The sequence below is a fragment of the Ottowia sp. genome (assembly GCF_035325765.1).
Taxonomy (GTDB): Bacteria; Pseudomonadota; Gammaproteobacteria; order Burkholderiales; family Burkholderiaceae_C; genus Ottowia.
Map to the genome: position 1 here is coordinate 102,378 of NZ_DAOKZG010000001.1, position 24,798 is coordinate 127,175.

At 68.9% G+C, this 24,798-nt stretch carries 24 protein-coding genes and 2 tRNA genes; 12 read left to right on the forward strand and 14 right to left on the reverse strand.

From position 1 onward, the window contains the following. Positions 1-15: 15 nt before the first annotated feature. The gene (locus tag PKA16_RS00535; RefSeq protein ID WP_324399304.1) at positions 16-1,080 is read right to left on the reverse strand and encodes a YidB family protein; all 1,065 of its coding nucleotides are present in this window, start codon (positions 1,078-1,080) and stop codon (positions 16-18) included. A gap of 183 nt (positions 1,081-1,263) precedes the next feature. Here PKA16_RS00535 and PKA16_RS00540 point away from each other — a divergent pair, with 183 nt between their 5' ends. After that, positions 1,264-2,571 (forward strand): hemolysin family protein, encoded by a 1,308-nt coding sequence (locus PKA16_RS00540; protein WP_324399306.1) that lies wholly within the window; start codon positions 1,264-1,266, stop codon positions 2,569-2,571. Positions 2,572-2,696: 125 nt separating this feature from the next. Here the strand turns inward: PKA16_RS00540 and PKA16_RS00545 are convergent, their stop codons facing one another. Together PKA16_RS00545 and PKA16_RS00550 are read right to left on the reverse strand one after the other, a co-directional pair. Then, the gene (locus PKA16_RS00545; RefSeq protein WP_324399308.1) at positions 2,697-3,293 is read right to left on the reverse strand and encodes a lytic transglycosylase domain-containing protein; all 597 of its coding nucleotides are present in this window, start codon (positions 3,291-3,293) and stop codon (positions 2,697-2,699) included. Between the two features lie 64 nt (positions 3,294-3,357). Beyond that, positions 3,358-5,100, reverse strand: coding sequence for a proline--tRNA ligase (locus tag PKA16_RS00550; RefSeq protein WP_324399310.1), 1,743 nt, complete (start codon positions 5,098-5,100; stop codon positions 3,358-3,360). A gap of 113 nt (positions 5,101-5,213) precedes the next feature. Here PKA16_RS00550 and PKA16_RS00555 point away from each other — a divergent pair, with 113 nt between their 5' ends. Then, entirely contained in the window at positions 5,214-5,810 is a 597-nt protein-coding gene (locus PKA16_RS00555; protein ID WP_324399312.1) for an RNA pyrophosphohydrolase, read from the forward strand. Further along, the gene (locus PKA16_RS00560; RefSeq protein WP_324399313.1) at positions 5,807-6,355 is read left to right on the forward strand and encodes a CNP1-like family protein; all 549 of its coding nucleotides are present in this window, start codon (positions 5,807-5,809) and stop codon (positions 6,353-6,355) included. Before PKA16_RS00555 ends, PKA16_RS00560 begins: the two co-directional genes overlap by 4 nt. 10 nt (positions 6,356-6,365) lie before the next feature. On the opposite strand, the gene proB is transcribed toward PKA16_RS00560, so the two are convergent. The 4 genes from proB to rplU form a co-directional block, all read right to left on the reverse strand. Further along, a complete protein-coding gene (gene proB, locus PKA16_RS00565) occupies positions 6,366-7,532 on the reverse strand; it encodes a glutamate 5-kinase (protein ID WP_324399315.1) in 1,167 nt (388 codons plus the stop codon). Then, on the reverse strand, positions 7,529-8,623 hold the full coding sequence (gene obgE, locus PKA16_RS00570) for a GTPase ObgE (RefSeq protein WP_324399317.1): 1,095 nt from the start codon (positions 8,621-8,623) through the stop codon (positions 7,529-7,531). Before obgE ends, proB begins: the two co-directional genes overlap by 4 nt. A 253-nt stretch (positions 8,624-8,876) precedes the next feature. Further along, positions 8,877-9,137: a 50S ribosomal protein L27 gene (gene rpmA, locus PKA16_RS00575; protein WP_324399319.1), complete on the reverse strand. Its 261-nt coding sequence runs from the start codon at positions 9,135-9,137 to the stop codon at positions 8,877-8,879. A gap of 15 nt (positions 9,138-9,152) precedes the next feature. Further along, complete coding sequence (rplU, locus tag PKA16_RS00580) at positions 9,153-9,470, reverse strand: 50S ribosomal protein L21 (RefSeq protein ID WP_324399321.1); 318 nt, start codon at positions 9,468-9,470, stop codon at positions 9,153-9,155. Between the two features lie 293 nt (positions 9,471-9,763). Here rplU and PKA16_RS00585 point away from each other — a divergent pair, with 293 nt between their 5' ends. The 8 genes from PKA16_RS00585 (at position 9,764) to PKA16_RS00620 (ending at position 16,466) form a co-directional block, all read left to right on the forward strand. Next, entirely contained in the window at positions 9,764-10,693 is a 930-nt protein-coding gene (locus PKA16_RS00585; protein ID WP_324399453.1) for a polyprenyl synthetase family protein, read from the forward strand. Positions 10,694-10,713: 20 nt separating this feature from the next. Next, positions 10,714-10,790, forward strand: a tRNA-Pro gene (locus PKA16_RS00590). A 146-nt stretch (positions 10,791-10,936) separates the two neighbouring features. After that, complete coding sequence (pilB, locus tag PKA16_RS00595; protein ID WP_324399323.1) at positions 10,937-12,682, forward strand: type IV-A pilus assembly ATPase PilB; 1,746 nt, start codon at positions 10,937-10,939, stop codon at positions 12,680-12,682. Between the two features lie 32 nt (positions 12,683-12,714). After that, entirely contained in the window at positions 12,715-13,950 is a 1,236-nt protein-coding gene (locus tag PKA16_RS00600; RefSeq protein WP_324399325.1) for a type II secretion system F family protein, read from the forward strand. Next, positions 13,950-14,792 carry an A24 family peptidase gene (locus tag PKA16_RS00605; protein ID WP_324399327.1) on the forward strand — a complete coding sequence of 281 codons (843 nt, stop codon included), beginning with the start codon at positions 13,950-13,952 and terminating at the stop codon, positions 14,790-14,792. The genes PKA16_RS00600 and PKA16_RS00605 overlap by 1 nt, the downstream gene beginning before the upstream one ends. 17 nt (positions 14,793-14,809) lie before the next feature. After that, complete coding sequence (coaE, locus tag PKA16_RS00610) at positions 14,810-15,421, forward strand: dephospho-CoA kinase (protein ID WP_324399329.1); 612 nt, start codon at positions 14,810-14,812, stop codon at positions 15,419-15,421. Between the two features lie 68 nt (positions 15,422-15,489). Continuing rightward, positions 15,490-16,248, forward strand: a complete 759-nt coding sequence (gene zapD, locus PKA16_RS00615; protein WP_324399331.1) for a cell division protein ZapD — start codon at positions 15,490-15,492, stop codon at positions 16,246-16,248. Further along, a complete protein-coding gene (locus PKA16_RS00620) occupies positions 16,245-16,466 on the forward strand; it encodes a DNA gyrase inhibitor YacG (RefSeq protein WP_324399332.1) in 222 nt (73 codons plus the stop codon). The genes zapD and PKA16_RS00620 overlap by 4 nt, the downstream gene beginning before the upstream one ends. 66 nt (positions 16,467-16,532) lie before the next feature. Here the strand turns inward: PKA16_RS00620 and PKA16_RS00625 are convergent, their stop codons facing one another. From PKA16_RS00625 to secA, 4 genes are all read right to left on the reverse strand, one after another. Continuing rightward, positions 16,533-17,000, reverse strand: a complete 468-nt coding sequence (locus PKA16_RS00625) for an NUDIX domain-containing protein (RefSeq protein WP_324399455.1) — start codon at positions 16,998-17,000, stop codon at positions 16,533-16,535. 355 nt (positions 17,001-17,355) lie between these two features. After that, positions 17,356-18,222: an ATP-binding protein gene (locus PKA16_RS00630; RefSeq protein WP_324399334.1), complete on the reverse strand. Its 867-nt coding sequence runs from the start codon at positions 18,220-18,222 to the stop codon at positions 17,356-17,358. Between the two features lie 477 nt (positions 18,223-18,699). Beyond that, positions 18,700-19,929, reverse strand: coding sequence for a bifunctional glutamate N-acetyltransferase/amino-acid acetyltransferase ArgJ (gene argJ / locus PKA16_RS00635; RefSeq protein ID WP_324399336.1), 1,230 nt, complete (start codon positions 19,927-19,929; stop codon positions 18,700-18,702). A 202-nt stretch (positions 19,930-20,131) separates the two neighbouring features. After that, a complete protein-coding gene (secA, locus tag PKA16_RS00640; protein ID WP_324399338.1) occupies positions 20,132-22,927 on the reverse strand; it encodes a preprotein translocase subunit SecA in 2,796 nt (931 codons plus the stop codon). A gap of 164 nt (positions 22,928-23,091) precedes the next feature. Here secA and PKA16_RS00645 point away from each other — a divergent pair, with 164 nt between their 5' ends. Then, positions 23,092-23,430: a DciA family protein gene (locus PKA16_RS00645; protein ID WP_324399340.1), complete on the forward strand. Its 339-nt coding sequence runs from the start codon at positions 23,092-23,094 to the stop codon at positions 23,428-23,430. 34 nt (positions 23,431-23,464) lie between these two features. Here PKA16_RS00645 and PKA16_RS00650 read toward each other — a convergent pair. From PKA16_RS00650 to PKA16_RS00660, 3 genes are all read right to left on the reverse strand, one after another. After that, a tRNA-Thr gene (locus PKA16_RS00650) sits at positions 23,465-23,540 on the reverse strand. Positions 23,541-23,587: 47 nt separating this feature from the next. Beyond that, on the reverse strand, positions 23,588-24,076 hold the full coding sequence (locus PKA16_RS00655) for a ClpXP protease specificity-enhancing factor (RefSeq protein ID WP_324399343.1): 489 nt from the start codon (positions 24,074-24,076) through the stop codon (positions 23,588-23,590). A 27-nt stretch (positions 24,077-24,103) separates the two neighbouring features. After that, positions 24,104-24,715, reverse strand: coding sequence for a glutathione S-transferase N-terminal domain-containing protein (locus tag PKA16_RS00660; protein ID WP_324399345.1), 612 nt, complete (start codon positions 24,713-24,715; stop codon positions 24,104-24,106). Positions 24,716-24,798: the final 83 nt, after the last annotated feature.

Genomic DNA, 24,798 nt, shown 5'->3' on the forward strand with positions numbered 1-24,798 from the left:
ATCTTGCTGGCCCGATCAGGGCTGCAAGCGCACTTCGACGCGGCGCGAGGCGGCATTGCCGGCGCTCGCATCCGTGGCATCGGCCGGCTTTTCCAGTTCGGTGCGCGCCTCGTCCACGCCCAGCGCAACCAGGGCCGCCTGCACCGCCTGCGCGCGGTTCTTCGACAGCTCGGCGTTCGCCGCGGCATCCCCGGTCGGGTCATTGAAGCCGGAGATCACGGCCCGGGCGTCGGGATGCGACTTCAGGTAATCCACCATCGCGCCCGCATGGTCGGCGAATTCGGCAGCGACGTCGGCCTGGCCGCTGTCGAAATACACGTTGAGGGCGGGCCGATCATCGATCTGCAGCGCCAGCACCGTCGACCCCGCGGGCTCGTCCGCGCCGGTCCCCGCCGCGGGCGACTCGGTTGCAGGCGACGGCGCGGGCGCGCCGGCCGGCTCGGCCGCGGTGCCGGGCGCGACAGCGTCTCCGGCCGGCGCGGGTGGCGCCTCCGCCTCCGGCTGCGCCGGGGCAACCGCCGGCGGCGGGGATGCCGGCTCGTCGCCGCCCTTGTTCTTGCCCAGATAGCTCAGGCCAAACACCACCGCCAGGGCCACGATGAGCCAGGGCAGCCAGCGCGTCAGCGCCCCGCCTCCAGCCGCGGGCTGCGCCGCGGGCGCCGGTGCCGCCAGCAGTTGTTCGCCCGCCTGCGCCAGGCTCTGCACTTCCGGCGGCAGCGTGCTGGCAATGCTGCCCCCCGGCGTCAGCCGGCCCACGATGGCCGGCAGCAGGTAGCCCAGCGCCGAGGTCACGTTGTCGCGCTCGAGGCCGGTGCGCTCGGTGATCAGCGACAGCAGGCCGCCGCTGCTGCCCAGCACCGTCTCCAGCTGGCTGTTGCTGATCGGCTGCGCAGTCGGGCCACCGCCCAGCCAGGACTGGATGATCGGGCCCAGGCCGGCAGCCTTGAACTTCTCGAGGAAGCCGAACACCCCGCCGCGATCCCGCGATGTCATGTAGGCCAGCAGCAGCTGCACCACCTGCAATGCCTTGTCGCCCAGGCCAAAGCGGGCCGCAGCCTCGCGCACGAGCACTTCAAACATGACGGGTTCCTTTCATTCCGACGTCGCCCGGTGCGACGCGTCCGACGACAGTCCGTGCGCGCCCGGACGGCGCCCGCACCCTGCAAAAAATTATAGTGACTGGGCCCCATGCGGCGCGCCCACGGCCCAGCCGCGCCGACCCGGTTTGCCCCTACACTGGCAGCCCGCGCCGCCCGATCCTTCATGAGCTTCACGGAAAACCTGCTGCTGATTGTCGCCCTGATCGCTGCCAGTGCCTTCTTCGCGCTGGCCGAGATCGCGCTGGCGGCCTCGCGCCGCCTGCGCCTGCGCCAGCTGGCCGACGAGGGCAACCCACGGGCCTTGCTGGTGCTGCGCGCCCAGGAGCAGCCGGGCCACTACTTCACGGCGGTCCAGATCGGGCTCAACGCGGTGGCGATCCTGGGCGGCATCGTCGGCGAAGGCCTGTTCGGACCACCCCTGGCCGCTGTGCTGGAACGCTGGCTGGCGCCGCCCACCGCGGCGGCGCTGGCCTTCGCGCTGTCGGTGCTGATCGTCACCTCGCTGTTCGTGGTGTTTGCCGACCTGCTGCCCAAGCGCGTCAGCATGGCCGTGCCAGAGCGCGTGGCACTGCGGCTGATCACGCCGATGAACCGCCTGCTGCTGCTGTTCAAGCCCGCCATCTGGCTGTACTCGCGCGCCGCCGACCTGGTGCTGCGGCTGGCCGGCCTGCCGCAGCAGCGCGACGAGCGCATCACGGCCGACGACATCCTGGCGCTGGCCGAGGCCGGCGCCCAGGCTGGCGCCATCCACCGGCCCGAGCAGCAGGTGATCGAGAACCTGTTTGAACTCGAGACGCGCACCGTCAGCAGCACCATGATCCCGCGCGCCGGCATCGTCTGGCTGCGCCACGACGACCCGGACGACGTGGTGCGCGCCCGCATCGCGGCCGAGCCCTTCTCGACCTACCCGGTCTGCCGCGAGACGCTCGACCTGGTCCTCGGCACGGTGGATGCCAAGGACCTGTTCCAGCGCGTGCTCAAGGGCGAGCCGATCCGCCTGACCGATGCGGCGCTGCTGCACAAGCCGGTGGTGGTGCCCGAGCAGCTCAGCCTGTCCGAGGTGCTGCAGCAGTTCCGCCAGCAGCACGAGGACTTCGCGCTGGTCGTCAACGAATACGGCACCGTGGTCGGCATGGTGACGCTGGGCGACGTGATGAGCACCGTGATGGCCGGCCTGGTGACGCAGGACGACGAGGAAATGATCGTGCGGCGCGACGACGGCTCCTGGCTGATCGATGGCCTGACGCCGATGCCGGACGTGCTGCGCGCGCTGAGCCTGCAGGAGCCGCCGCACGTGGACGACTACGACAGCCTGGCGGGCTTCCTGATGGTGATGCTGCGGCGCGTGCCGCGCCGCACCGACCGGGTGGTCTGGGACGGCCACCGCTTCGAGGTGCTGGACGTCGACAACTACCGCATCGACCAGGTGCTGGTGACGCGCGACACCAGCGACGCCACCGCACCCCAGTAGCCCGCCCGCCGCAGGCGGTCAGGAGGCTGGCTCCGCCCCCCTGGCCGCGGTCTCGCTGGCCACGGGATGCGCCCGCGGTCGACGGAAGGGCGCGCCGCGACGCCGGGGGTCGGGGGTGTCCTGCCTCAGGCCAGGTTCTCGGGCGGCACGACCCAGCGCTTGCGCGCCGCCAGCACCGCGTTGGGATACGGCGCGCGGCCGCGCGAGCCGTTGTAGCGGCCCAGCGCGAGGAACAGGTTGCCCTGCTCGCGGTCCAGATAGTGGCGCAGGATGACGCAGCCGAAACGCAGGTTGGTCTGCAGGTGGAACAGCTTGCCGGCATCGCCATCGCCGATCACGCGGCTCCAGAACGGCATCACCTGCATGTAGCCGCGCGCGCCGACGCTGGAGACGGCGTACTTGCGAAACGCGCTCTCCACCTGGACCAGTCCGAGCACCAGCGACGGCTCGAGCCCGGCGCGGCGCGCCTCATACCACAGCGTCTGCAGGAATTCGATGCGGGAGTTGAGGTCTCGCTTGCGGCTGTAGAGCTGGTCGCTCATCGCCGACAGCCAGCGCAGGTAAGCCAGGCGCGCCTCGGTCGAGGCAAACTGCGGCAGCGGCGGCGCGTCGTTGGCGATCGCGGACGACAGCGCCGTGCGCACCGAGTCCGCCAGCGGCTCCTCGAGCTGGCCACCCGCGTGCGCTTGCCCCGGCAGCAGGAATGCGCCGGGTACCACCATCAGGCGCCGGAGCGCCCCTCTCCTGTCCACTGCGGCTGCACCTCCGAGCCGCCCGCGCACGCCGTCACGCCGCCAGGCGACCTTTCAAGAAGGCCAGGATGGTATCCGCCGGAACCCGCGTGGTGGCGGTGTCGCGACGATGCTGGTATTCCACTTGCCCTTCCTTGAGACTTTTGTCACCAATTGTGACACGGTGCGGCACGCCGATCAACTCCCAGTCGGCGAACATCACGCCCGGGCGTTCGCCCCGGTCGTCCAGGATCACGTCGACGCCGGCCGCCAGCAAGTCGGCATGCAGGCGTTCGGCGGCCGCCTTCACGGCTTCGCTGCGGTCCATGCCGACGGGGCAGATCACCAGCGTGAACGGCGCGATCGCATCCGGCCAGATGATGCCGCGCGCGTCGTGGTTCTGCTCGATCGCCGCTGCCGGCAGACGCGTGATGCCGATGCCGTAGCAGCCCATCTCGAACGGCTTGGGCTTGCCGTCCTCGTCCAGGAAGGTCGCGTTCATCGCTCGGCTGTACTTGGTGCCGAGGTAGAAGATGTGGCCGATCTCGATCCCCCGCTCGATCGCGAGCGGTCCCTGGCCGTCGGGCGACGGGTCGCCCGCCACCACATTGCGGATGTCGGCCACCAGTTCGGGCTCGGGCAGGTCGCGCCCCCAGTTCACGCCCGTCAGGTGGTGGTCGACCCGGTTGGCGCCGCAGATCCAGTCGGCCATCGCCGCGACCTCGCGATCGGCGACGATGCGCACCGGCCGAACGGTACGGATCGGCCCCAGGTAACCCGGCTTGATGCCGAAGTGGGCGACGATCTCGGCCTCGGTGGCAAAGCGGAAGCCGCGCTCCAGCCCGGGCACCTTGCCCGCCTTGACCTCGCTGAGCATGTGGTCGCCGCGCAGCAGCAGCAGCCAGACCTGCGGCTGGCGCGCGCCCCCGGCGTCGCCCGGCTCGTCCGTGGCCAGCACGATGGACTTGACGGTGGTCTGCAGCGGCACGCCCAGCAGCGCCGCCACGTCCTCGCAGGTCGCCTTGCCGGGCGTCGGTGTCAGCGCCAGCGCCTGGCCGGGCGCCGGGCGCGGACCGGGCGGCGCCGCCTCGGCCTTTTCCATGTTGGCGGCGTAGTCGCTGCCCGGGCAGTAGACGATGGCGTCCTCGCCGGTGGCGGCGACGACCTGGAACTCCTCGCTCAGGTCGCCGCCGATGGCACCCGAATCGGCCGCCACCGCGCGGTAGCGCAGCCCGAAGCGGTCGAAGATGGCGCGGTAGGCACGCGCCATCGCCTGGTAGCTCTTCTTGGCGCCGGCCTCGTCGCGGTCGAAGCTGTAGGCGTCCTTCATGATGAACTCGCGCCCGCGCATCAGGCCGAAGCGCGGCCGCCGCTCGTCGCGGAACTTGGTCTGGATCTGGTAGAGGTTGCGCGGCAACTGCTTGTAGCTGCGCAGGTCCTGGCGCGCGATGTCGGTCACCGCCTCCTCGCTGGTCGGCTGCACCACGAAATCGCGGTCATGGCGGTCCTTCACGCGCAGCAGTTCCGGCCCCATGCCCTGGAAGCGCCCGCTCTCGCTCCACAGTTCGCCCGGCTGGATCACCGGCATGACGCACTCGACGGCGCCGGCGCGGTTCATCTCCTCGCGCACGATGGCCTCGACCTTGCGGATCACGCGCAGCCCCATCGGCATGTAGGTGTAGATGCCCGCACCCAGCTTCTTGATCATGCCGGCGCGGGTCATGAGCTGGTGGCTCACGATCTCGGCATCCGCCGGCGCTTCCTTCAGGGTGCTGATGTAGAACTGGGAGGCTTTCATGACTGAGCGGACGCAGCGTGCATGACACGTCTGCCGAGAGGGTTTGTGCCCACTTGCCGCGTTTGGCGCGGCGTGCATAATGAGCACAATCGATTGAATTTTGAGGTTTGATTATGCTGGATCGGGAAGGCTTTCGCCCGAACGTCGGCATCATCCTGCTCAACCAGAAGAACCAGGTATTTTGGGGCAAGCGCATCCGCTCCCACTCCTGGCAGTTTCCGCAAGGCGGCATCGACCGGGGCGAATCGCCCGAACAGGCGATGTTCCGGGAATTGCACGAGGAAGTGGGGCTGCGGCCGGAGCACGTGCGCATCGTGGCCCGAACCCGCGACTGGTTGCGCTACGAGGTGCCAGACCGGTTCATCCGCCGCGACGCACGCGGCCACTACCGCGGCCAGAAGCAGATCTGGTATCTGCTGCAGCTGACGGCGCAGGACTGGCAGCTCAATCTGCGTGCCACCAACCACCCGGAGTTCGACGCCTGGCGCTGGAACGACTACTGGGTGCCGCTGGACGTCGTGGTCGAGTTCAAGCGCGGCGTCTACGAGATGGCATTGACCGAGCTCGCGCGCTTCCTGCCGCGGCTGGAACTGCGCAACCGCTACCTGCGCGGGGGGGCAGTGCGGGCGCGTGAGCGCGGCGTGCCGCGCGCAAACCCGACGCTGGCGGCCGCCGCCGACCTGGCGTCACCGGCGCGCAAGGCTCCATGAACCTCTCGGAGCATCGGCCCGCGTGTGCGCGCACGCGGCGGGTTCGCACGCTGCTGGGGCTGGCGGTGCTGCTGGCCGCAGGCGCTGCGAGCGCGCAATACGCCGACCTGGACCGGGTCGACTGGGCCGAGGACGCGCCGCCGCCGCCACCCAGCTACGAGACCAGCGCGCTGATCGAGCTCGAGATGCCGCGGGGCTCCGCGATCCGCATGGGCATCGATCCGGCGACCCTCCGCATCAACCCGGACCACAGCGTCGTGCGCTACGTGGTGGTGGCGCGCGGCCCGTCCGCGGTGAACGCCTCGTATGAAGGCATCCGCTGCAGCACTGCCGAATACCGGGTCTACGCGCGCCAGGTACAAGGCGACGCCTGGCAGCCCAGCAGCGACGACGGCTGGAAGCCCATGCTGGGCCAGAGCGGCACGCTGGTGCGCCATCCGCTGCAGCTCGCGCGCGGCGGGCTGTGCGACGGCCCGGCGGTGCGCGCCTCGGTGGCCGACATGGTGCGCGCGCTGAGGTCCGGGAACGAGGCGCTCTACCGCTGACTCGGACGCGTCAGGCCGGCAGCGGGCGCGTCAGCACCAGGTTGTCGCGGTGCACCATCTCGGGCTCGCCGGCGTAACCCAGTCGCGCCTTGATCTCGCTGGACGGCTGGCGGCACAGCAGGCGCGCCTCGCTGCTCGAATAATTGGCGAGGCCGCGCGCCAGTTCCTGGCCGGCCGTGTCGTGGATGGCGATCACGTCGCCGCGCGAGAAGCGACCCTCGACGTGCGTCATGCCGACCGGCAGCAGGCTCTTGCCTTCGCGCCGCAGCTTGGCGGCGGCGCCATCGTCGACCACCACCGTGCCGCGCAACTGCAGGTGATCGGCGATCCACTGCTTGCGCGCCTGGGTCTTGTGCGTGGGCGCCACCAGCAGGGTGCCGATGTTCTCGCCGCGCGCCAGCCGCAGCAGCGCGTCGGGCTCGCGCCCCCACGCAATCACGGTGGAGGCGCCCGAGCCGGCGGCGCGCCGTGCCGCGACGATCTTGGTCAGCATGCCGCCCTTGCCGATGGCGGAGCCGGCGCCGCCGGCCATGCGCTCGAGCGCCGGATCGCCGGCGCGCGCCTCGTGCACGAATTCGGCGCCCGGGTCGCGCCGCGGGTCGGCCGTGAACAGGCCACGCTGGTCGGTCAGGATCACCAGCAAGTCGGCCTCGATCAGGTTCGCCACCAGCGCGCCCAGGGTGTCGTTGTCGCCCACCTTGATCTCGTCGGTGACCACGGTGTCGTTCTCGTTGATCACCGGCAGCACCTCGTGCTGCAGCAGCGTCAGCAGGGTCGAGCGCGCGTTCAGGTAGCGCTCGCGATCGGCCAGGTCGGCGTGCGTCAGCAGCACCTGCGCGCTGCGCAGACCGTGCTCGCGCAGCTTGCTCTCGTACATCTGCGCCAGGCCCATCTGGCCGACCGCCGCCGCCGCCTGCAGCTTGTTCACCTCGTGCGGCCGGCGCGTCCAGCCCAGGCGCTTCATGCCTTCGGCGATCGAGCCGCTGGAGACCATCACCATCTCGCGCCGGCCCTGGCCGTCCAGGCCACGCTCGAGCAGGGCCAGCTGGCGGCACCACTCCCCGATGGCGGCCTCGTCCAGGCCGCGCCCCTCGTTGGTGACCAGGCTGGAGCCGACCTTGACCACGATGCGCCGGGCCTGGCCCAGGATCTCCGTACTCGATTGCTGCTGCTTCATGAATGTCGGGAATCGGAATGGGCTGCGTCCGGCGCACCGGCAAAGCGCGGGTCGTCCACGACCGGTTCGGCCTCGGCCTGGCGCGCGGCCTGCAGGTGCTGGAAGATCGCCCGCACCAGCGGCTCGCAGCCCGCGCGCGTGAGCGCCGAGATCTCGAACACCGGCCCCTTCCAGCGCAGGCGGCGCACGAACTCGGCCACGCGCTCGGCACGCTCCTCGGGCGGCACCATGTCGAGCTTGTTGAGCACCAGCCAGCGCGGCTTGGCGTGCAGCGCGGGGTCGTACTTCTTCAGCTCGCGGACGATGGCGCGCGCCTGCGCCACCGGGTCGATGCTGTCGTCGAACGGCGCAAGGTCGACGATGTGCAGCAGCAGGCGCGTGCGCTGCAGGTGGCGCAGGAACTGGTGGCCCAGGCCGGCACCCTCGGACGCGCCCTCGATCAGGCCGGGAATATCGGCAATCACGAAGCTCTGCCCCAGGCCCACGCGCACCACCCCCAGGTTCGGGTGCAGCGTGGTGAACGGATAGTCGGCGATCTTCGGTCGCGCGTTGCTCACCGCGGCAATGAAGGTCGACTTGCCGGCGTTGGGCATGCCGAGCAGGCCGACGTCGGCCAGCACCTTGAGCTCCAGCCGCAGGCTCTTCTTCTCGCCCGGCCAGCCGGGTGTCTTCTGGCGCGGCGCGCGGTTGGTCGAACTCTTGAAATGCAGGTTGCCGAAGCCGCCGTCGCCGCCCCGGGCGATCATGACCTGCTCGCCCGGCGTCAGCAGTTCGGCCAGCACGTCCCCGGTCTCGGCGTCGCTGATGATGGTGCCCACCGGCATCTTCAGCGTGATGTCGTCGCCGGCGGCACCGAACATGTCGGAGCCCATGCCATGCTGGCCACGCCGCGCCTCGTGCCGGCGCGCGTAGCGAAAGTCGATCAGGGTATTGAGGTTCGGATCGGCCAGCGCGTACACGTGGCCACCGCGCCCACCATCGCCTCCGTCGGGTCCGCCGAACTCGCGGAACTTCTCGCGTCGAAACGACGCGCAGCCGTTGCCCCCGTCGCCCGCGGCGACGTCGATCCGCGCTTCATCGACGAATTTCATCGGTGCAGTTTAAGGTACCGCCAGGCAAGCCCCTGGTGCGCCGCGCATCCCGGCCTGGAGCGGCCCGCCTCGTTGCCCCTGCCGGCAGTATCCCAAGCCATGGCGGCGCCTTGTGTCTCGCATCCCATCCTCTCCTCATGCGGCGCGCGCGTCATCGCGGAGCCCCGTTCAGCGTCGCCTCGAGGTGCGCGCGGCGCAGAAACACCGAAGCCCCGCGTTGCGGGGCTTCTCCGGGCGCCACGCCAGGCCTGGATCAGGCCGCCGGCGTGACCATCACGGTGTGCTTGTTCAGCGCACCCCGGGTCCCGAACGACACCTGGCCGTCGACCAGGGCGAACAGGGTGTGGTCCTTGCCCATCCCCACGTTGCTGCCGGCATGGAACTTGGTGCCGCGCTGGCGCACGATGATGGCGCCGGCGCTGACGGTCTGGCCGCCAAACACCTTCACGCCCAGCATCTTGGGGTTGGAATCTCGGCCGTTGCGCGTGGAGCCGCCGCCTTTCTTCTGTGCCATGGTGAATATCCCTTGTCAGTTGCCGCCGTGGATGGTGCCGATCTCGAGCTCGGTGTAGCCCTGCCGGTGACCCTGGCGCTTCTGGTAGTGCTTGCGCCGACGCAGCTTGAAGATGCGCACCTTGTCGTGCTTGCCGTGTGCCAGCACCCTGGCCACCACGGTGGCGCCGTCCACCAGTGGCGCCCCGACCCTGAGCTCGGCGCCGTTGCCGACGGCAAGCACCTGGTCGAGGGTGATTTCCTGGCCAACGTCCGCAGCAATCTGTTCTATCTTGATCTTTTCGCCGGCAGCGACGCGATACTGCTTGCCACCGGTTTTTATGACCGCGTACATGTGAAAACCCCTTGTTGAAAGCAAAGTCCCGCCGGACGAATTTCCAGCGAACCAAGTATTTTAGCAGCAATCGAGGCCGCAGGCCAGGGCGCGAAGCGGTGCCAGCCCCTCGCCCGCGATGCCCGCGCCGTGCAAACCTATAATCGCCAGCGCCAAAGGGCTATAATCGCCAGCGCCAAAGGGGTGGGGCCGGCCCGATGTCCGTGCGCGCCCACCCGCAACCGATCCGTTTCGCCTCTCACGCCTTGACCGCCAACCCGCCCCGCGGCGCCCTTGCGCTGGCCGCCGACGACATGCGCGAAGTCGACGCCACGATCGCCCAGCGCCTGGCTTCCAGCGTGCCGCTGGTGGGTCAGGTGGCGCGCCACATCATTTCCTCCGGTGGCAAGCGCCTGCGACCGGTGCTGCTGCTGCTGATCTGCCGCGCGCTCGGCTGCACCAGCCCGCAGCGCTTCAACCTGGCTGCCGTGGTCGAGTTCATCCACACCGCGACGCTGCTGCACGACGACGTGGTGGACGAATCGACCCTGCGCCGCGGCCAGCCCACCGCCAACGAGCTGTTCGGCAACCCTGCCAGCGTGCTGGTGGGCGACTTCTTGTATTCCCGCTCGTTCCAGATGATGGTCGACACGGGCAGCATGCGGGTGATGCAGATCCTGGCCGACGCGACCAACGTGATCGCCGAGGGCGAGGTGCTGCAGCTGATGAACATCCGCGACGTCGCGCTCGACGAGGCCGGCTACCTGCGGGTGATTCGCTCCAAGACCGCCAAGCTGTTCGAGGCCAGTTGCCGGCTGGCGGCGGTGCTGGCCGGCAGCCCACCCGAGATCGAGGCTGCCTGCGCGGAATACGGCCAGTCGCTCGGGACGGCGTTCCAGGTCATCGACGACGTACTGGACTATGACGGCGAGGCCGGCGAACTGGGCAAGAACCTGGGCGACGACCTGCGCGAAGGCAAGGTGACGCTGCCGCTGATCCTGGCCATGCGCAACGCCAGCACCTCCGAAGCGGACCTCGTGCGCGAGGCCATCGAGTCGGCCAGCACGAAGGATCTGGCGACGATCCTGGCCATCGTGCAGCGCTGTGGCGCGCTCGAGCAGACGCGCGCCGCGGCCGGCGCCCAGGCCCAGCGCGCCATCGATGCGCTGGGCGTGCTGCCGGTCAACATCTACACCGAGAGTTTGCTAGAATTGCCGGCTCAGCTGCTGCAGCGGCGCTCGTGATCCAGCGATCGCGGGCCCATCGGGGTGTAGCTTAGCCTGGTAGAGCGCTACGTTCGGGACGTAGAGGCCGGAGGTTCGAATCCTCTCACCCCGACCAGATTTCCGTGCCTCGACACGCCCAGGGCCGACATTTGCGCTCAATGTGTTGATTGCCGCACACATTCGGAGGTCTGGAACATTTACATCCGCTCACTCTTAAGCGATGATCGTTAAGATTTTCGTATTTGTCCGAGTGCACGTCCGATGGCTGTCTCCGAATCATCGCTGACCCGGGAAACCTCGCCGGCCGCCCTGCCAGGGGTGGGTCGCGTCCTGGTCATGGCCGGCAAGCTTACCCAGAAAGCGGCCGAAGACGCCTACCGCAAGGCGGTCGCCAGCCGCCGCGCCTACATCCCCGAACTGATCGAGTCCGGCGCGGTCTCTGCGAACGAACTGGCGCACACGCTGGCGCAGGCCTTTTCGGCCCCGCTGATCGATCTCGAGGCGCTGGACCCCGAGCAGCTGCCGTCCGACCTGATCGACCTCGAGCTCGCGCAGAAGTACCGTCTGCTGGCGCTCGGTCGGCGCAGCGGCCGGCTGGTGGTGGTCACGGCCGACCCGTCGGACCACGAAGCGGCGGAAAAAATCAAGTTCGTCACCCAGAGCGGCGTTGAATGGGTGATCGGCGAATTCGACAAGCTGTCGCAGCTGGTCAAGACGCACAGCCGCTCCGCCACCGAGTCGATGGACTCGATCATCGGCCAGGACTTCGAGTTCGACGAGGCCTCGCTGACCTCGGACGCCGCGCCCGAGGAGGCCGACAGCGGCGTGCAGGCCGATGTCGAGGATGCACCGGTCGTCAAGTTCCTGCACAAGGTGCTGATCGACGCCATCAACATGCGCGCCTCGGACCTGCACTTCGAGCCCTACGAGCACAACTACCGGGTGCGCTTTCGGGTCGACGGCGAACTGCAGGAAATCGTCACGCCGCCGGTGGCGATCAAGGAAAAGCTGGCCTCGCGCATCAAGGTGATCTCGCGCCTGGACATCTCCGAGAAGCGCATCCCGCAGGACGGGCGCATGAAGCTGAAGATCGGCCACGACCGGGTGATCGACTTCCGCGTCTCGACCCTGCCGACTCTGTTCGGCGAGAAGATCGTGATCCGGATCCTGGATCCGAGCAGCGCCCGGATGGGCATCGACGCGCTCGGCTATGACCCGGAGGAAAAGGCACGTTTGCTGAACGCCGTCGAGCGGCCCTACGGCATGATCCTGGTCACCGGCCCCACCGGCTCGGGCAAGACGGTCTCGCTCTACACCTGCCTGAACCTGCTGAACAAGCCGGGCGTCAACATCTCGACGGCCGAGGACCCGTCGGAAATCAACATGCCCGGCGTGAACCAGGTCAACGTCAACGAGAAGGCCGGCCTCACCTTCGCCGTCGCGCTGCGCGCCTTCCTGCGCCAGGACCCGGACGTCATCATGGTGGGCGAGATCCGCGACCTGGAGACCGCCGACATCGCGATCAAGGCGGCCCAGACCGGCCACCTGGTGCTATCGACCCTGCACACCAACGACGCTCCGACCACGCTGACGCGCCTGCGCAACATGGGCATCGCGCCGTTCAACATCGCCTCCAGCGTGATCCTGATCACGGCGCAGCGCCTGGCACGCCGCCTGTGCCCGCAGTGCAAGCGGCCGGCCGACGTGCCGCGCGAGAACCTGCTGGAGGCCGGCTTCCAGGAAAGCGACCTGGACGGCAGCTGGACACCCTACCAGCCAGTGGGTTGCAACGCCTGCAACAACGGCTACAAGGGCCGCGTCGGCATCTATGAAGTGATGCCGATCACCGAGGAACTGCAGCGCATCATCCTGGCCGACGGCACGGCGCTCGAGATCGCCGACCAGGCACGCTCCGAGGGCGTGCGCTCGCTGCGCCAGTCGGGCCTGAACAAGGTCCGCCTGGGCGTCACCTCGCTCGAGGAAGTCCTGGCGGTGACCAACCAGTAGTCCCCGCTGCATCGAACCGGAAAGACCACGCCATGGCAACCCAGACTGCAACCCGCTCGACGCCGCGCTCGAGCGCCAAGGAATTCATCTTCGAGTGGGAGGGCAAGGACCGCAATGGCCGCATCGTGCGCGGCGAGACGCGGGCCGGGGGCGAGAACCAGGTGCAGGCCACGCTGCGACGCCAGGGCGTCATGGTCACCAAGATCAAGAAGCGGCGCATGCGCTCGGGCAAGAAGATCAAGCCGCGCGACATCGCCATCTTCACGCGCCAGCTCGCCACCATGATGAAGGCCGGCGTGCCGCTGCTGCAGGCCTTCGACATCGTTGGCCGCGGCAACCCGAACGCCAGCGTGACCAAGCTGCTCAACGACATTCGCAGCGACGTCGAGACCGGCACCTCGCTGTCGGCGGCCTTCCGCAAGTACCCGCTGTACTTCAACAACCTCTACTGCAACCTGGTCGAGGCCGGCGAGGCCGCCGGCATCCTGGAGAGCCTGCTCGACCGCCTGGCCACCTACATGGAGAAGACCGAGGCGATCAAGGCCAAGATCCGCTCGGCGCTGATGTACCCCGTGGCCGTCATCGTGGTCGCCTTCGTGGTGGTCTCGATCATCATGATCTTCGTGATCCCGGCGTTCAAGGAGGTGTTCAGCTCGTTTGGCGCCGACCTGCCGGCACCGACGCTGTTCGTGATCGCGATGAGCGAGTTCTTCGTCGACTGGTGGTGGCTGATCTTCGGCGGCCTGATCGGCGGTGTCTACTTCTTCATGCAGGCCTGGAAGCGCAACGAGAAGGTGCAGATGTTCATGGACCGGCTGCTGCTGAAGCTGCCGATCTTCGGTGAACTGGTCGAGAAATCGGTGGTGGCGCGCTGGACGCGCACGCTGTCGACCATGTTCGCCGCCGGCGTGCCGCTGGTGGAGGCGCTCGACTCGGTCGGCGGCGCCTCCGGCAACTCGGTCTACAAGCTCGCCACCGACAAGATCCAGCAGGAGGTGGCCACCGGCACCAGCCTGACGGTGGCGATGACCAACGCCCACGTGTTCCCCAGCATGGTGCTGCAAATGAGCGCGATCGGCGAGGAATCGGGCTCGCTCGACCACATGCTGGGCAAGGCCGCCGACTTCTACGAGGCCGAAGTCGACGAAATGGTGGCCGGCCTGTCCAGCCTGATGGAGCCCATCATCATCGTCGTGCTGGGCACCGTGATCGGCGGCATCGTGGTGTCGATGTACCTGCCCATCTTCAAGCTCGGCCAGGTCGTCTGATGCTGGGTGCGCCGTGGCTGGAGGCCGCCCTGGGCGGCCTGCTCGGGCTGCTCATCGGCAGTTTCCTGAACGTGGTGATTCACCGCCTGCCGAAGATGATGGAGCGCCAGTGGGCGCTCCAGTGCGCCGAACTGTCCGGCCAGCCCGCCGCCGACGAACCGGCCTTCAACCTGGTCACCCCGCGTTCGCGCTGCCCGCACTGCGGCCACCCGATCCGCTGGCACGAGAACATTCCCGTGCTGAGCTGGCTGGCGCTGCGCGGCCGCTGCTCGGCCTGCCGCGCGCCGATCAGCGCACGCTACCCGGCGGTCGAACTGGCCACGGGCGCCCTGTTCGCCTGGTGCGGCTGGCACTGGGGCTGGACCCTGCCCGGTGCGGCATGGTGCCTGTTTGCCGCCCTCCTCGTCGCGCTCACCCTGATCGACTGGGACACCACCCTGCTGCCCGACGACCTGACCCTGCCCCTGCTGTGGGCCGGCCTGCTGGCTTCCGCCCTGGGCTGGACCCCGGTGCCGCTGGCGCAGGCGGTGTGGGGTGCCGTGGCCGGTTACCTGTCGCTGTGGGCGGTCTACTGGGCCTTCAAGCTCGCCACCGGCAAGGAAGGCATGGGCTACGGCGACTTCAAGCTGTTTGCCGCCCTCGGTGCCTGGTTCGGCTGGCCAGCGCTGGTGCCGATCATCCTGATGGCCTCGGTGATCGGCGCCGTCGTCGGCATTGGCCTGAAGCTCACGGCGGGCCTGCGTGAAGGCGGCGTGGTGCCGTTCGGCCCATTCCTCGCCCTGGCCGGCCTCACGGCCATGGTGTTCGGCCCTGGCGCCATCCTGCGCGTGATCGGGCTGTAGCGGCGCGAGCCAGCGCGATGGCGCCGTTCCACCTCGGCCTGACGGGCGGCATCGGCAGCGGCAAGAGCACGGTGGCCGCACTGTGGGCCGCGCGCGGCGCCGCGGTGATCGACGCCGACGCGATCTCGCGTGCCACCACGGCCACTGGCGGCAGCGCGCTGCCCGCCATCGCGGCGCGCTTCGGCCCCGCGCTGATCGGCGCCGATGGCGCGCTCGACCGTGCTGCCATGCGCGCACTCGTGTACCGGGATCCGGCGGCCCGCGCCGCGCTGGAAGCCATCATCCACCCATTGGTCAGCCAGGAGACGCAGCGTCAGGCAGCACAGGCACGCGGGCAGGACCGGAAGCTGGTGGTGTTCGACATTCCGCTGCTGGTGGAAGCGGGCGCGCGCTGGCGCGCGCGCCTGGACCGGGTGCTGGTGATCGACTGTCCACCGGCCGTGCAGGTCGCGCGCGTGGTGGCGCGCAACCAGCTCGCGCCGGCCCAGGTCGAGGCCATCCTGGCGGCCCAGGCCGGGCGCCTGCAGCGGCTGGCGGCGGCCGACTGGGTGCTGTTCAATGGCGAAGGTGTCACAGTACGTGACCTGGAGGTCCAAATCGACCGGATCGCCACGCGCCTGGGGCTATGATGCCGACCCATGCGGTGTGCTGTGCCGGGTGGCACTGAGCGCCGTGGCTGCTGAGCGAAAGCCCGCGCGTGATCCTGTACGAATACCCCTTCAACGAACGCATCCGCACCTATCTCCGGCTCGAGCACCTGTTTGGTCGCCTGGGTCAGCTGCTGCCCCGGGACGCGCCGGTGGACCATCACTTCGCGCTGGTGACCCTGTTCGAGGTGCTGGAGGCGGCCAGCCGCGCCGACCTGAAGTCCGACGTGCTGAAGGACCTGGACCGGCAGAAGAGCCACATGGCTGGCTTTCGCGGCAACCCGGCGATCTCCGAGGCCTCGCTCGACGCGCTGCTCGGACGCCTGGAGGACGCCTTCTCGCAGCTCAGCAACCAGCAGGGCAAGCCGGGCCATGAACTGGCGGCCAACGACTGGCTGATGGCGCTGCGCAGCCGCACCGCCATCCCGGGGGGCACCTGCGAATTCGACCTGCCGTCCTACCACGCCTGGCAACATGGTCAATCGGCCGCCCGGCGCACCGACCTGAATCGCTGGATCGCTCCGCTGGTGCCCCTGGCGGGCGCGATCAGCCTGTTGCTGCAACTCCTGCGCGACACCGGCAAGCCGAAGATGGTGATGGCGATGGGGGGCCAGTTCCAGATCGGGCTGCCACAGCAGGGCCGCACCGTGCAACTGCTGCGCCTGCGCCTGGACGAATCCATGCAGCTGGTGCCCGAGGTGAGCGGCAACCGCCTGGCGGTTTCGGTGCGCCTGCTGCACCAGGACGTGGAAGGCAAGCAGCCGGCGGCGCGCGTGGACGCGCCATTCGAGCTGGCCCTGTGCGCATGACGCCCCCCGAGTCAGCCGGCCGCACGGTGCGCTGCCCCGCGTGCGGCGGCCCCAGCCTGTATGCGCCCGAGAATCGCTACCGGCCGTTCTGCAGCGCCCGCTGCCGACTGCACGACCTCGGGGATTGGGCCAACGAACGCTTTCGCATCGACGCGCAGGACGCACGCGATCCGGACGCTCCCGATCCGAATCCCATCCACCCTCCATTGCGGCGCTGACGCTTGCTGCCGCACGGCCGTCCCGGTGGCGCGGCCGTGCCTTCCGCAATCCACGTCCGTGCCGGGTCAGCCGGCATTGGCCGGCCCGTCCTCCACGCGCAGCCACTCCAGCACCGGCACGGTTCCGGGCAGGATCGGGGCCACCTGCACGGGCAGACGCTCCCAGGCGGCAAGCTGGCCCTCGCGCATGCGCGGGACCCCGCGCCACGCGGTGACGCGGCAGAAATGCAGCCGCACCAGGGCGTGCGGATAATCGACCACCTGTTCGCGCCAGCGGCGAATGGCCCGGGTGTCGAGGTGGAGGCCGAGCTCCTCTTCCAGTTCGCGCGCCAGCGCCTGTTCCACGCTCTCGCCCGGCTCCAGCTTGCCGCCCGGAAATTCCCAGAAGCCCGCATAGACCTTGCCCGCCGGGCGCGACGTCAGCAGGAAGCGCCCGTCGGGTCGGATCAGCACGCCCACCGCCACATCGACGACGGCGCGTTCGCCGGGCTGCTCGCGTTGCACGTGCGCGTCTGCCTTCAGGACGTTCGACATCTCAGCCTGAATCCGGCAGTTGGATGCGTCCGCCAGTGCCGCCCTCGGCGTGCCAGGCGAGACGCGAGGAGGCCGCGCACCAGTGTGCGCCACGACGAGCAACGCCGCATGGTGCGCCGAAGGGGGTGCTGGCGGGCGCATAGCGCCCTCACCCGACAGGTGAACTTCATCAGGGCAGTCGAAGCCAATATGCATGCGGGTTTGAAGACGATGATCAGCGGTCGACTGCCGGATTTAGGCTCAGTCATCCATGACGTGCTGCGTCACCTGCGACGCATGTGACTCCAAAGGTCGAGCGGCCGCGCAGCAGGCCATGCCCGCGGCACCCGTGGCCAGGGCCACCGGCCGCAGGCGGTCAAGTGCGCCCCATGAAGTCGCGCGCGAACTGATAGGCGACGCGGCCCGAGCGCGAGCCGCGCTCCAGCGCCCAGACCAGGGCCTCGGGCCGCGCCTGCGCGATCTGTTCGGGGCTGGCGCCGAGCGCCGCCAGCCACTGCGCCGCAATCGCCAGGTATTCATCCTGGCCGAAGGGGTAGAAGCTCACCCACAGGCCGAAGCGCTCGGACAGCGAGATCTTCTCCTCGACCACCTCGCCCGGATGCAGTTCGCCGTCCTCGGTGTGCCGGTAGCTCAGGTTGTCCTTCATGTATTCGGGCAGCAGGTGGCGCCGGTTGCTGGTGGCGTAGATCAGCACGTTCGGGGTGCTCGCCGCCACGCTGCCGTCGAGGATGCTCTTGAGTGCCTTGTAGCCGGGTTCGCCCTCGTCGAAGCTCAGGTCGTCGCAGTAGATGATGAACTTTTCCGGCCGGCCGCTGACGATTTCGACGATGTCGGGCAGGTCGGTCATGTCGCTCTTGTCGACCTCGATCAGGCGCAACCCCTCGGCGGCATGGGCGTTCAGGCAGGCCTTGATGAGCGAGGACTTGCCAGTGCCGCGCGCGCCGGTCAGCAGCACGTTGTTGGCCGGCCGCCCGGCCACGAACTGACGCGTGTTGCGCTCCACGCGCTCTTTCTGCGACTCGATCTCCTTGAGATCGGACAACTGCAGCGCCGCCAGGTGCCGCACGGGCTCCAGCGCACCCATGCCACCGGCGCGCTTGCGATAGCGCCAGGCCACGGCCTGGCTCCAGTCGGGCGCCCCCAGAGGCCGGGGCAGCAGCGCCTCGACGCGCGTGATGAGTTGTTCCGCCCGTTCGATCAATCGCTTCAGTTCATCATTCATCTTGATATTCGGCGCCTGACGAAAAAGCGCCCACAGCGGTGAATTCAGCCGGGATCCGGCAGTTGGATGCGCCCGTCAGTGCTGTCGTGGGCGCGTCAGGCCAGGGTGCGTGCGGCAGCTCCAAAGGCGCCTGCGTGCCTCTGGACAGCGCGAACGGATGCGGCCTCTGGTCGCACCGCGCACTGCTGTGCGCGAGGCCGAGCAACGCCGCATGGCGCGGTCGCGGCGGCGCTGGCGGGCACATGGCGCCCCCACCCGACCAGCGAGCATAAACAATGGCGAAAGACTCAATGTTCATACGGAGTCTGAGGCGTTTGCAAGCGGTCCACTGCCGTTTTTTGGTTCAGTCGTCCATCACGCGGGCACCCGGCGCGGCACGGCCATTCCACTGGCTGCGCAACACGCCACCCTGGCTGGCGCGCGCATTCGACCCGTGCCATCCGCCGGGGACGCGCGCCGGCCGCTCAGCGGGATGCATCAGGATCTGTAGTCGGCGTTGATGCGCACGTACTCGTGGCTCAGGTCGCAGGTCCACACCGTGTCGGCTGCGTCGCCGCGTCCGAGACCGACGCGCACGCTGATCTCGGCCTGCTGCATGACGCGCTGGCCGTCCTCTTCCCGGTAGGCCGGGTGGCGCCCGCCCCCGGTGGCCACGTGCACCTCGTCCAGGAAGAGGTCGATGCGGGTCTGGTCCAGGTCCTCGACGCCGGCGTAGCCGACCGCCGCCAGGATGCGGCCCAGGTTCGGATCACTGGCGAAGAAGGCCGTCTTGACCAGGGGCGAATGCGCGATCGCGTACGCCACCTGGCGGCATTCGGCGGCGTCTCGCCCACCCTCGACGCGCACTGTGATGAACTTGGTCGCGCCCTCGCCATCGCGCACGATGGCCTGGGCGAGCTGGCGCGCCACCGCCAGCAGCGCCGCGCGCAGGGCCTGGCCGTCGGCGCTGTCCAGCGCCGTCACGGGCGTGCCCGCGGCCTGCTGCGTGGCGATCAGGAGGAATGAGTCGTTGGTCGAGGTGTCGCCATCGACCGTGACGCGGTTGAACGAGCCTTCCGCCAGCTCGCGCGCCAGGGCCGGCAGCAGGGCCGCGTCGATGCATGCGTCGGTCGCGACGAAGCCGAGCATGGTCGCCATGTTGGGGCGGATCATGCCGGCACCCTTGGCCATGCCGGTGACCGTGATCTCGGCCCCGCCCACGCGCGCCCGCACGCTGCACGCCTTGGGCACCGTGTCGGTGGTCATGATGGCCTCGGCCGCGCGCGCCCAGTGCGCCGGTCGGGCGTCGGCGATCGCCGCCGGCAGCCCTGCCACCACGCGTTCGAGCGGCAACTGCTCCATGATCACGCCGGTCGACAGCGGCAGCACCTGCTCGGCCCGGACGCCGAGCTGCGCGGCCAGCGCCGTGCAGGTCTGGCGCGCTGCCGCCAGACCCGGCGCGCCGGTGCCGGCGTTGGCATTGCCGGTGTTGATCACGATCGCACGAATGCCGGCGCCGTGCGCCAGGTGCTCGCGGCAGACCTGGACCGGCGCGGCGCAAAAGCGGTTTTGCGTGAACACGCCGGCCACGCTGCAGGTTTCGTCCAGCAGCAGCACCGTCAGGTCCTTGCGTCCAGCCTTGCGCACGCCGGCCTCGGTGACGCCCAGGCGCACGCCGGCCACGGGCAGCAGGGAGGCCGGTTCGGGAGCATTGAGGTTCACGGGCATGGCATCTTCCTCCAGCAAACGGGATGTCTGAGAAATCAATCCCCGGGCACCGACTCACCAGGCGCGAAGGATCACGGGAACAAGGGCAGGTTGCAAGGCCGGAGCGCAGGCCAGCCCAGCGAACGCCGGGCCCGGACCTGCGCCGGGCCTCGGCGTTGTTCCCCCTTCGGGGGACGGTGCGCCAGGCGACTCAGGGGAGGCGTCAAGTCAGCGCGCCGTGGCAATGCTTGTACTTCTTGCCACTGCCACAGGGGCAGGGGTCGTTGCGGCCGACGCGCGGGACCGTCACCGTGCCGCCGGCAACGGCGGCCGCGGCCAGCGCGGTGTCGCGCCGCGCCGTCTCGGGCACGACCTCGGGCTCGCCCGTGCTTTCGGACGGCGCACTGTAGGTCACATTGCTGACACGCTCGCGCCGCTGCTCGTAGTCCTCGGCTGCCCGGTCGACCTCTTCGCGCGTCTGGATCCGCACCGTCATCAGCGTGCGCGTGACCTCGTTCTTGACCACGTCCAGCATCTGGCCGAACAGCTCGAAGGCTTCGCGCTTGTATTCCTGCTTGGGCTGCTTCTGGCCATAGCTGCGCAGGTGGATGCCCTGGCGCAGGTAGTCCAGCGCCGCCAGGTGTTCGCGCCAGTGCACGTCGATGCTCTGCAGCAGCACGGCGCGCTCGAAGGGATGGTAGTTCTCCGCGCCGACCAGTTCGAGTCGTGCGGCATAGGCCTGGTTGGCGGCCTCCAGCACGCGCTCGACCAGGTCCTCGTCGGTGATGGCGCTGGATGCCTCGACCTCGCGCGCCAGCGGCAGCTCGATCTGCCAGTCGGCCGCCAGCACCTTCTCCAGGCCCGGCAGGTCCCATTGCTCCTCGACCGACTCGGCCGGCACGTACTGGCGCACCAGGTCGGTCATGCAGCCTTCGCGCAGCGCGCTGATCTGCTCCGTGAGGTCGGTGGCATCGAGGATGGCGTTGCGCAGCGCGTACATCTCCTTGCGCTGGTCGTTGGCGACGTCGTCGTATTCCAGCAGCTGCTTGCGGATGTCGAAGTTGCGCGCCTCGACCTTGCGCTGCGCGCTCTCGATGCTGCGCGTCACCATGCCGGCCTCGATCGCCTCGCCCTCCGGCATCTTCAGGCGCTCCATGATGGCGCGCACGCGGTCGCCCGCGAAGATGCGCATCAGCGGGTCGTCCAGGCTGAGGTAGAAGCGCGACGAGCCCGGGTCGCCCTGGCGACCCGAGCGGCCGCGCAGCTGGTTGTCGATGCGCCGGCTCTCGTGGCGCTCGGTGGCGATGATGCGCAGGCCGCCCAGCGACTTGACCAGTTCATGGTCCTTTTCCCACTGCGCGCGCAGCTCCGCGGCGCGGGCCTCGCGCGCGGCGTCGTCGAGCGCCGGGTCGAGCTGCAGCGCCTCGACCTGCTTCTCGACGTTGCCGCCGAGCACGATGTCGGTGCCGCGCCCCGCCATGTTGGTGGCGATGGTGATCATCCGGGGCGCGCCGGCCTGCGCCACGATGTCGGCCTCGCGCGCGTGCTGCTTGGCGTTCAGCACCTGGTGCGGCAGCCTGGCCTGCTGCAGCAGGTTGGCGATGATCTCGGAATTCTCGATCGACGAGGTGCCGACCAGCACCGGCTGGCCGCGCTCGTGGCACTCGCGGATGTCGTCGATGGCGGCCTTGTACTTCTCCGGCGTCGACTTGTAGACACGGTCGAGCTGGTCCTCGCGTCGGCTCGGCTTGTTGGGCGGGATGACCACCGTCTCCAGGCCGTAGATCTCCTGGAACTCGTAGGCCTCGGTGTCGGCGGTGCCGGTCATGCCCGCCAGCTTCTGGTAGAGGCGGAAATAGTTCTGGAAGGTGATCGACGCCAGCGTCTGGTTCTCCGCCTGGATGGGCACGCCCTCCTTCGCCTCCACCGCCTGGTGCAGGCCGTCGCTCCAGCGGCGCCCGGCCATCAGGCGGCCGGTGAACTCGTCGACGATCACGATCTCCGGCCCGTGCTCGCCCTGCTGCACCACGTAATGCTGGTCGCGATGGAACAGGTGGTGCGCGCGCAGGGCCGCGTACAGGTGGTGCATCAGCGAGATGTTGGCCGGGTCATACAGGCTCGCGCCTTCCGGCAGCAGGCCGCGCTCGGCCAGCACCCGCTCGGCGGTCTCGTGGCCACGCTCGGTCAGGTAGATCTGGTGCGCCTTTTCATCGACCGTGAAGTCGCCGGGCTTGGTCACGCCCTCGCCGGTGCGCGGGTCCTCTTCGCCCTCCTGGCGCACCAGCAGGGGCACGACCTGGTTCATCGCCAGGTACATCGCGGTGTGGTCCTCGGCCTGGCCGCTGATGATGAGCGGCGTGCGCGCCTCGTCGATCAGGATCGAGTCCACCTCGTCGACGATGGCGAAGTTGAGCGGCCGCTGCACCCGGTCCTGCGTCTCGTAGACCATGTTGTCGCGCAGGTAGTCGAAGCCGAACTCGTTGTTGGTGCCGTAGGTGATGTCCGAGTTGTAGGCCTCCTGCTTTTCCTCGCGCGTCATGTTGGGCAGGTTCACCCCCACCGTGAGGCCGAGGAAGCCGTAGATCGCGCCCATCCACTGCGCGTCGCGGCCTGCCAGGTAGTCGTTGACCGTGACCACGTGGACGCCCTTGCCGGCCAGCGCATTCAGGTAGACCGGCAGCGTCGCCGTCAGCGTCTTGCCCTCGCCGGTGCGCATCTCGGCGATCTTGCCCTCGTGCAGCGCCATGCCGCCGACCAACTGGACGTCGAAGGGACGCATCTTCATCACGCGCTTGGAGGCCTCGCGCACCACGGCGAAAGCCTCGGGCAGCAACTGGTCCAGCGTCTCGCCAGCAGCCAGCCGGTCGCGGAACACCTGCGTCTTGGCGCGCAGCTGCTCGTCGCTCAGCTGCTCGAATTCGGGCTCCAGCGCGTTGATGCGTGCCGCGCTCTTGCGGTACTGCTTGAGCAACCGGTCATTGCGGCTGCCGAAGATCTTGGTGAGGAAGGTTGTGGCCATGCGTCCAGGGTTGTCGGCGCGGACGAGGCCTCGCCCGGCGGCAACCGGTGATCCCGGTGGGTTCCAGATGATGCGAAGATAGGGGCGAAACGAGGCCCTGCAAGCACAGATCGCCCGTTCGTGCCGACTTCACGGCAAACAGTGCATTTTACTCACGCGGACCGATGCCACCGATTCGAGCGCCCTCACCCCGTCCCGAGCACCGTCCTGCCTCGGCCGTCCCGCTCGGCCAGGCGCTGGCGCAGGCCCCGGTGCTGCGCGAACTGGGCGCGCGCATCAGCCAGTCGGCGGACTGCCTGGAGCAGGTGCGGCCACTCCTGCCGGCCAGCCTGCGAACGCTGGTGCGCCCCGGTCCGATCGAGGATGGCGTGTGGTGCCTGCTGGTGCCCGGGCCGGCGGCGGCGGCCAAGATCCGGCAGCTGCTGCCGGCGCTGGTACAGCAGCTGGCCGCCGCCGGGCTGGGCGTGCACACAATCCGGCTCAGCGTGCCGCGCAACCGCTGACGTCGAGACGCCGGCGGCACGGTGGAGGTGTCGCTGGTGCCGCCTGTCGGAATCGAACTGACGACCTACCGCTTACAAGGCGGTTGCTCTACCAACTGAGCTAAGGCGGCAAACCCCGGGCATTCTATTTCAGTCCGGTGAGCAGGCGGCCACGGGATCACTTGACGCGCTTGAGCGCCGGCCGGCGGCCGGGCGGCGGCGGTGGCGGCGGTGGCTCGGGCTCTCCCGCCTCATCCGCGGCCGGCGGGACCAGCTGGATCGTCGGTGCGGCCGGCGCGCCATCCACGGCCGCCGGCAAAGGCGCAAGGCCGCCGTCAGCCAGGGTGGCCTGCATCGGAAACGCCATGCCCTGCCCGGTCTCGCGGGCGTAGATGGCCATGACACGATCCACCGGCACCGCGATGTCGCGTGGCACGCCGCCAAAGCGTGCCTTGAACTCAAGGTACTCGTTGCCGATCTTCAGGCCGCTGGTGGCGTCGGCGCTGATGTTGAGCACGATCTCGCCGCCGCGCACGTATTCGCGCGGCACCTGCACGGTATCGTCGGCCAGCACCGCCACATAGGGCGTCAGCCCGTTGTCCGAGCACCATTCGTACAGCGCCCGGATCAGGTAAGGCCTGGTGGAGAGGGATTCCAGCACGTTCATCTCGATGCCCGCCTCGCCGTGCCGTGCCTACTTGCGCATCACCTTTTCCGATGGTGTCAGCGCCTCGATGAAGGCCGGGCGCGAGAAGATGCGCTCGGCGTACTTGAGCAGGGGCGCCGCGTTCTTCGACAGCTCGATGCCGTAATAGTCCAGGCGCCAGAGCAGCGGCGCCAGCGCCACGTCCAGCATGGAGAAGTTCTCGCCGAGGATGTACTTGTTCTTCAGGAACACCGGAGCCATCTGCGTCAGGCGGTCGCGGATGTTGCTGCGCGCCTTCTCGAGTGCCTTCTCGTTGCTGCGGGTCGTGCGGTTTTCCAGCGTGCTGACGTGGGTGAACAGTTCCTTCTCGAAGTTGAGCAGGAACAGGCGCACGCGCGCGCGGTCGACCGGATCGCCAGGCATCAGCTGCGGATGCGGAAAGCGCTCGTCGATGTACTCGTTGATGATGTTCGATTCGTACAGGATCAGGTCACGCTCGACCAGGATCGGCACCTGCCCGTAGGGATTCATCACACTGATGTCCTCGGGCTTGTTGTACAGGTCCACGTCCCGGATCTCGAAATCCATGCCTTTTTCGAACAGCACGAAGCGGCAGCGGTGCGAGAAGGGACAGGTGGTTCCGGAATACAGCACCATCATGAAGAATCGAGCTCCTTAAAACCAAAGGAGTGGGCGTTCGCCACGGCCGGACGCACCCCACTCCAGGAAGACGGCCGGATCAC

Coding starts and splice junctions, on each gene's coding strand:
- proB (WP_324399315.1), bottom strand. CDS start 7,532: ATGAAGCAGCAGCAATCGAGTACGGAGATCCTGGGCCAGGCCCGGCGC.
- PKA16_RS00600 (WP_324399325.1), top strand. CDS start 12,715: ATGGCAACCCAGACTGCAACCCGCTCGACGCCGCGCTCGAGCGCCAAG.
- PKA16_RS00560 (WP_324399313.1), top strand. CDS start 5,807: ATGAACCTCTCGGAGCATCGGCCCGCGTGTGCGCGCACGCGGCGGGTT.
- PKA16_RS00620 (WP_324399332.1), top strand. CDS start 16,245: ATGACGCCCCCCGAGTCAGCCGGCCGCACGGTGCGCTGCCCCGCGTGC.
- pilB (WP_324399323.1), top strand. CDS start 10,937: ATGGCTGTCTCCGAATCATCGCTGACCCGGGAAACCTCGCCGGCCGCC.
- rplU (WP_324399321.1), bottom strand. CDS start 9,470: ATGTACGCGGTCATAAAAACCGGTGGCAAGCAGTATCGCGTCGCTGCC.
- coaE (WP_324399329.1), top strand. CDS start 14,810: ATGGCGCCGTTCCACCTCGGCCTGACGGGCGGCATCGGCAGCGGCAAG.
- PKA16_RS00535 (WP_324399304.1), bottom strand. CDS start 1,080: ATGTTTGAAGTGCTCGTGCGCGAGGCTGCGGCCCGCTTTGGCCTGGGC.
- rpmA (WP_324399319.1), bottom strand. CDS start 9,137: ATGGCACAGAAGAAAGGCGGCGGCTCCACGCGCAACGGCCGAGATTCC.
- PKA16_RS00630 (WP_324399334.1), bottom strand. CDS start 18,222: ATGAATGATGAACTGAAGCGATTGATCGAACGGGCGGAACAACTCATC.
- obgE (WP_324399317.1), bottom strand. CDS start 8,623: ATGAAATTCGTCGATGAAGCGCGGATCGACGTCGCCGCGGGCGACGGG.
- PKA16_RS00655 (WP_324399343.1), bottom strand. CDS start 24,076: ATGAACGTGCTGGAATCCCTCTCCACCAGGCCTTACCTGATCCGGGCG.
- argJ (WP_324399336.1), bottom strand. CDS start 19,929: ATGCCCGTGAACCTCAATGCTCCCGAACCGGCCTCCCTGCTGCCCGTG.
- PKA16_RS00550 (WP_324399310.1), bottom strand. CDS start 5,100: ATGAAAGCCTCCCAGTTCTACATCAGCACCCTGAAGGAAGCGCCGGCG.
- PKA16_RS00625 (WP_324399455.1), bottom strand. CDS start 17,000: ATGTCGAACGTCCTGAAGGCAGACGCGCACGTGCAACGCGAGCAGCCC.
- PKA16_RS00645 (WP_324399340.1), top strand. CDS start 23,092: ATGCCACCGATTCGAGCGCCCTCACCCCGTCCCGAGCACCGTCCTGCC.
- PKA16_RS00605 (WP_324399327.1), top strand. CDS start 13,950: ATGCTGGGTGCGCCGTGGCTGGAGGCCGCCCTGGGCGGCCTGCTCGGG.
- PKA16_RS00540 (WP_324399306.1), top strand. CDS start 1,264: ATGAGCTTCACGGAAAACCTGCTGCTGATTGTCGCCCTGATCGCTGCC.
- PKA16_RS00545 (WP_324399308.1), bottom strand. CDS start 3,293: ATGGTGGTACCCGGCGCATTCCTGCTGCCGGGGCAAGCGCACGCGGGT.
- secA (WP_324399338.1), bottom strand. CDS start 22,927: ATGGCCACAACCTTCCTCACCAAGATCTTCGGCAGCCGCAATGACCGG.
- PKA16_RS00660 (WP_324399345.1), bottom strand. CDS start 24,715: ATGATGGTGCTGTATTCCGGAACCACCTGTCCCTTCTCGCACCGCTGC.
- PKA16_RS00555 (WP_324399312.1), top strand. CDS start 5,214: ATGCTGGATCGGGAAGGCTTTCGCCCGAACGTCGGCATCATCCTGCTC.
- PKA16_RS00585 (WP_324399453.1), top strand. CDS start 9,764: ATGCGCGAAGTCGACGCCACGATCGCCCAGCGCCTGGCTTCCAGCGTG.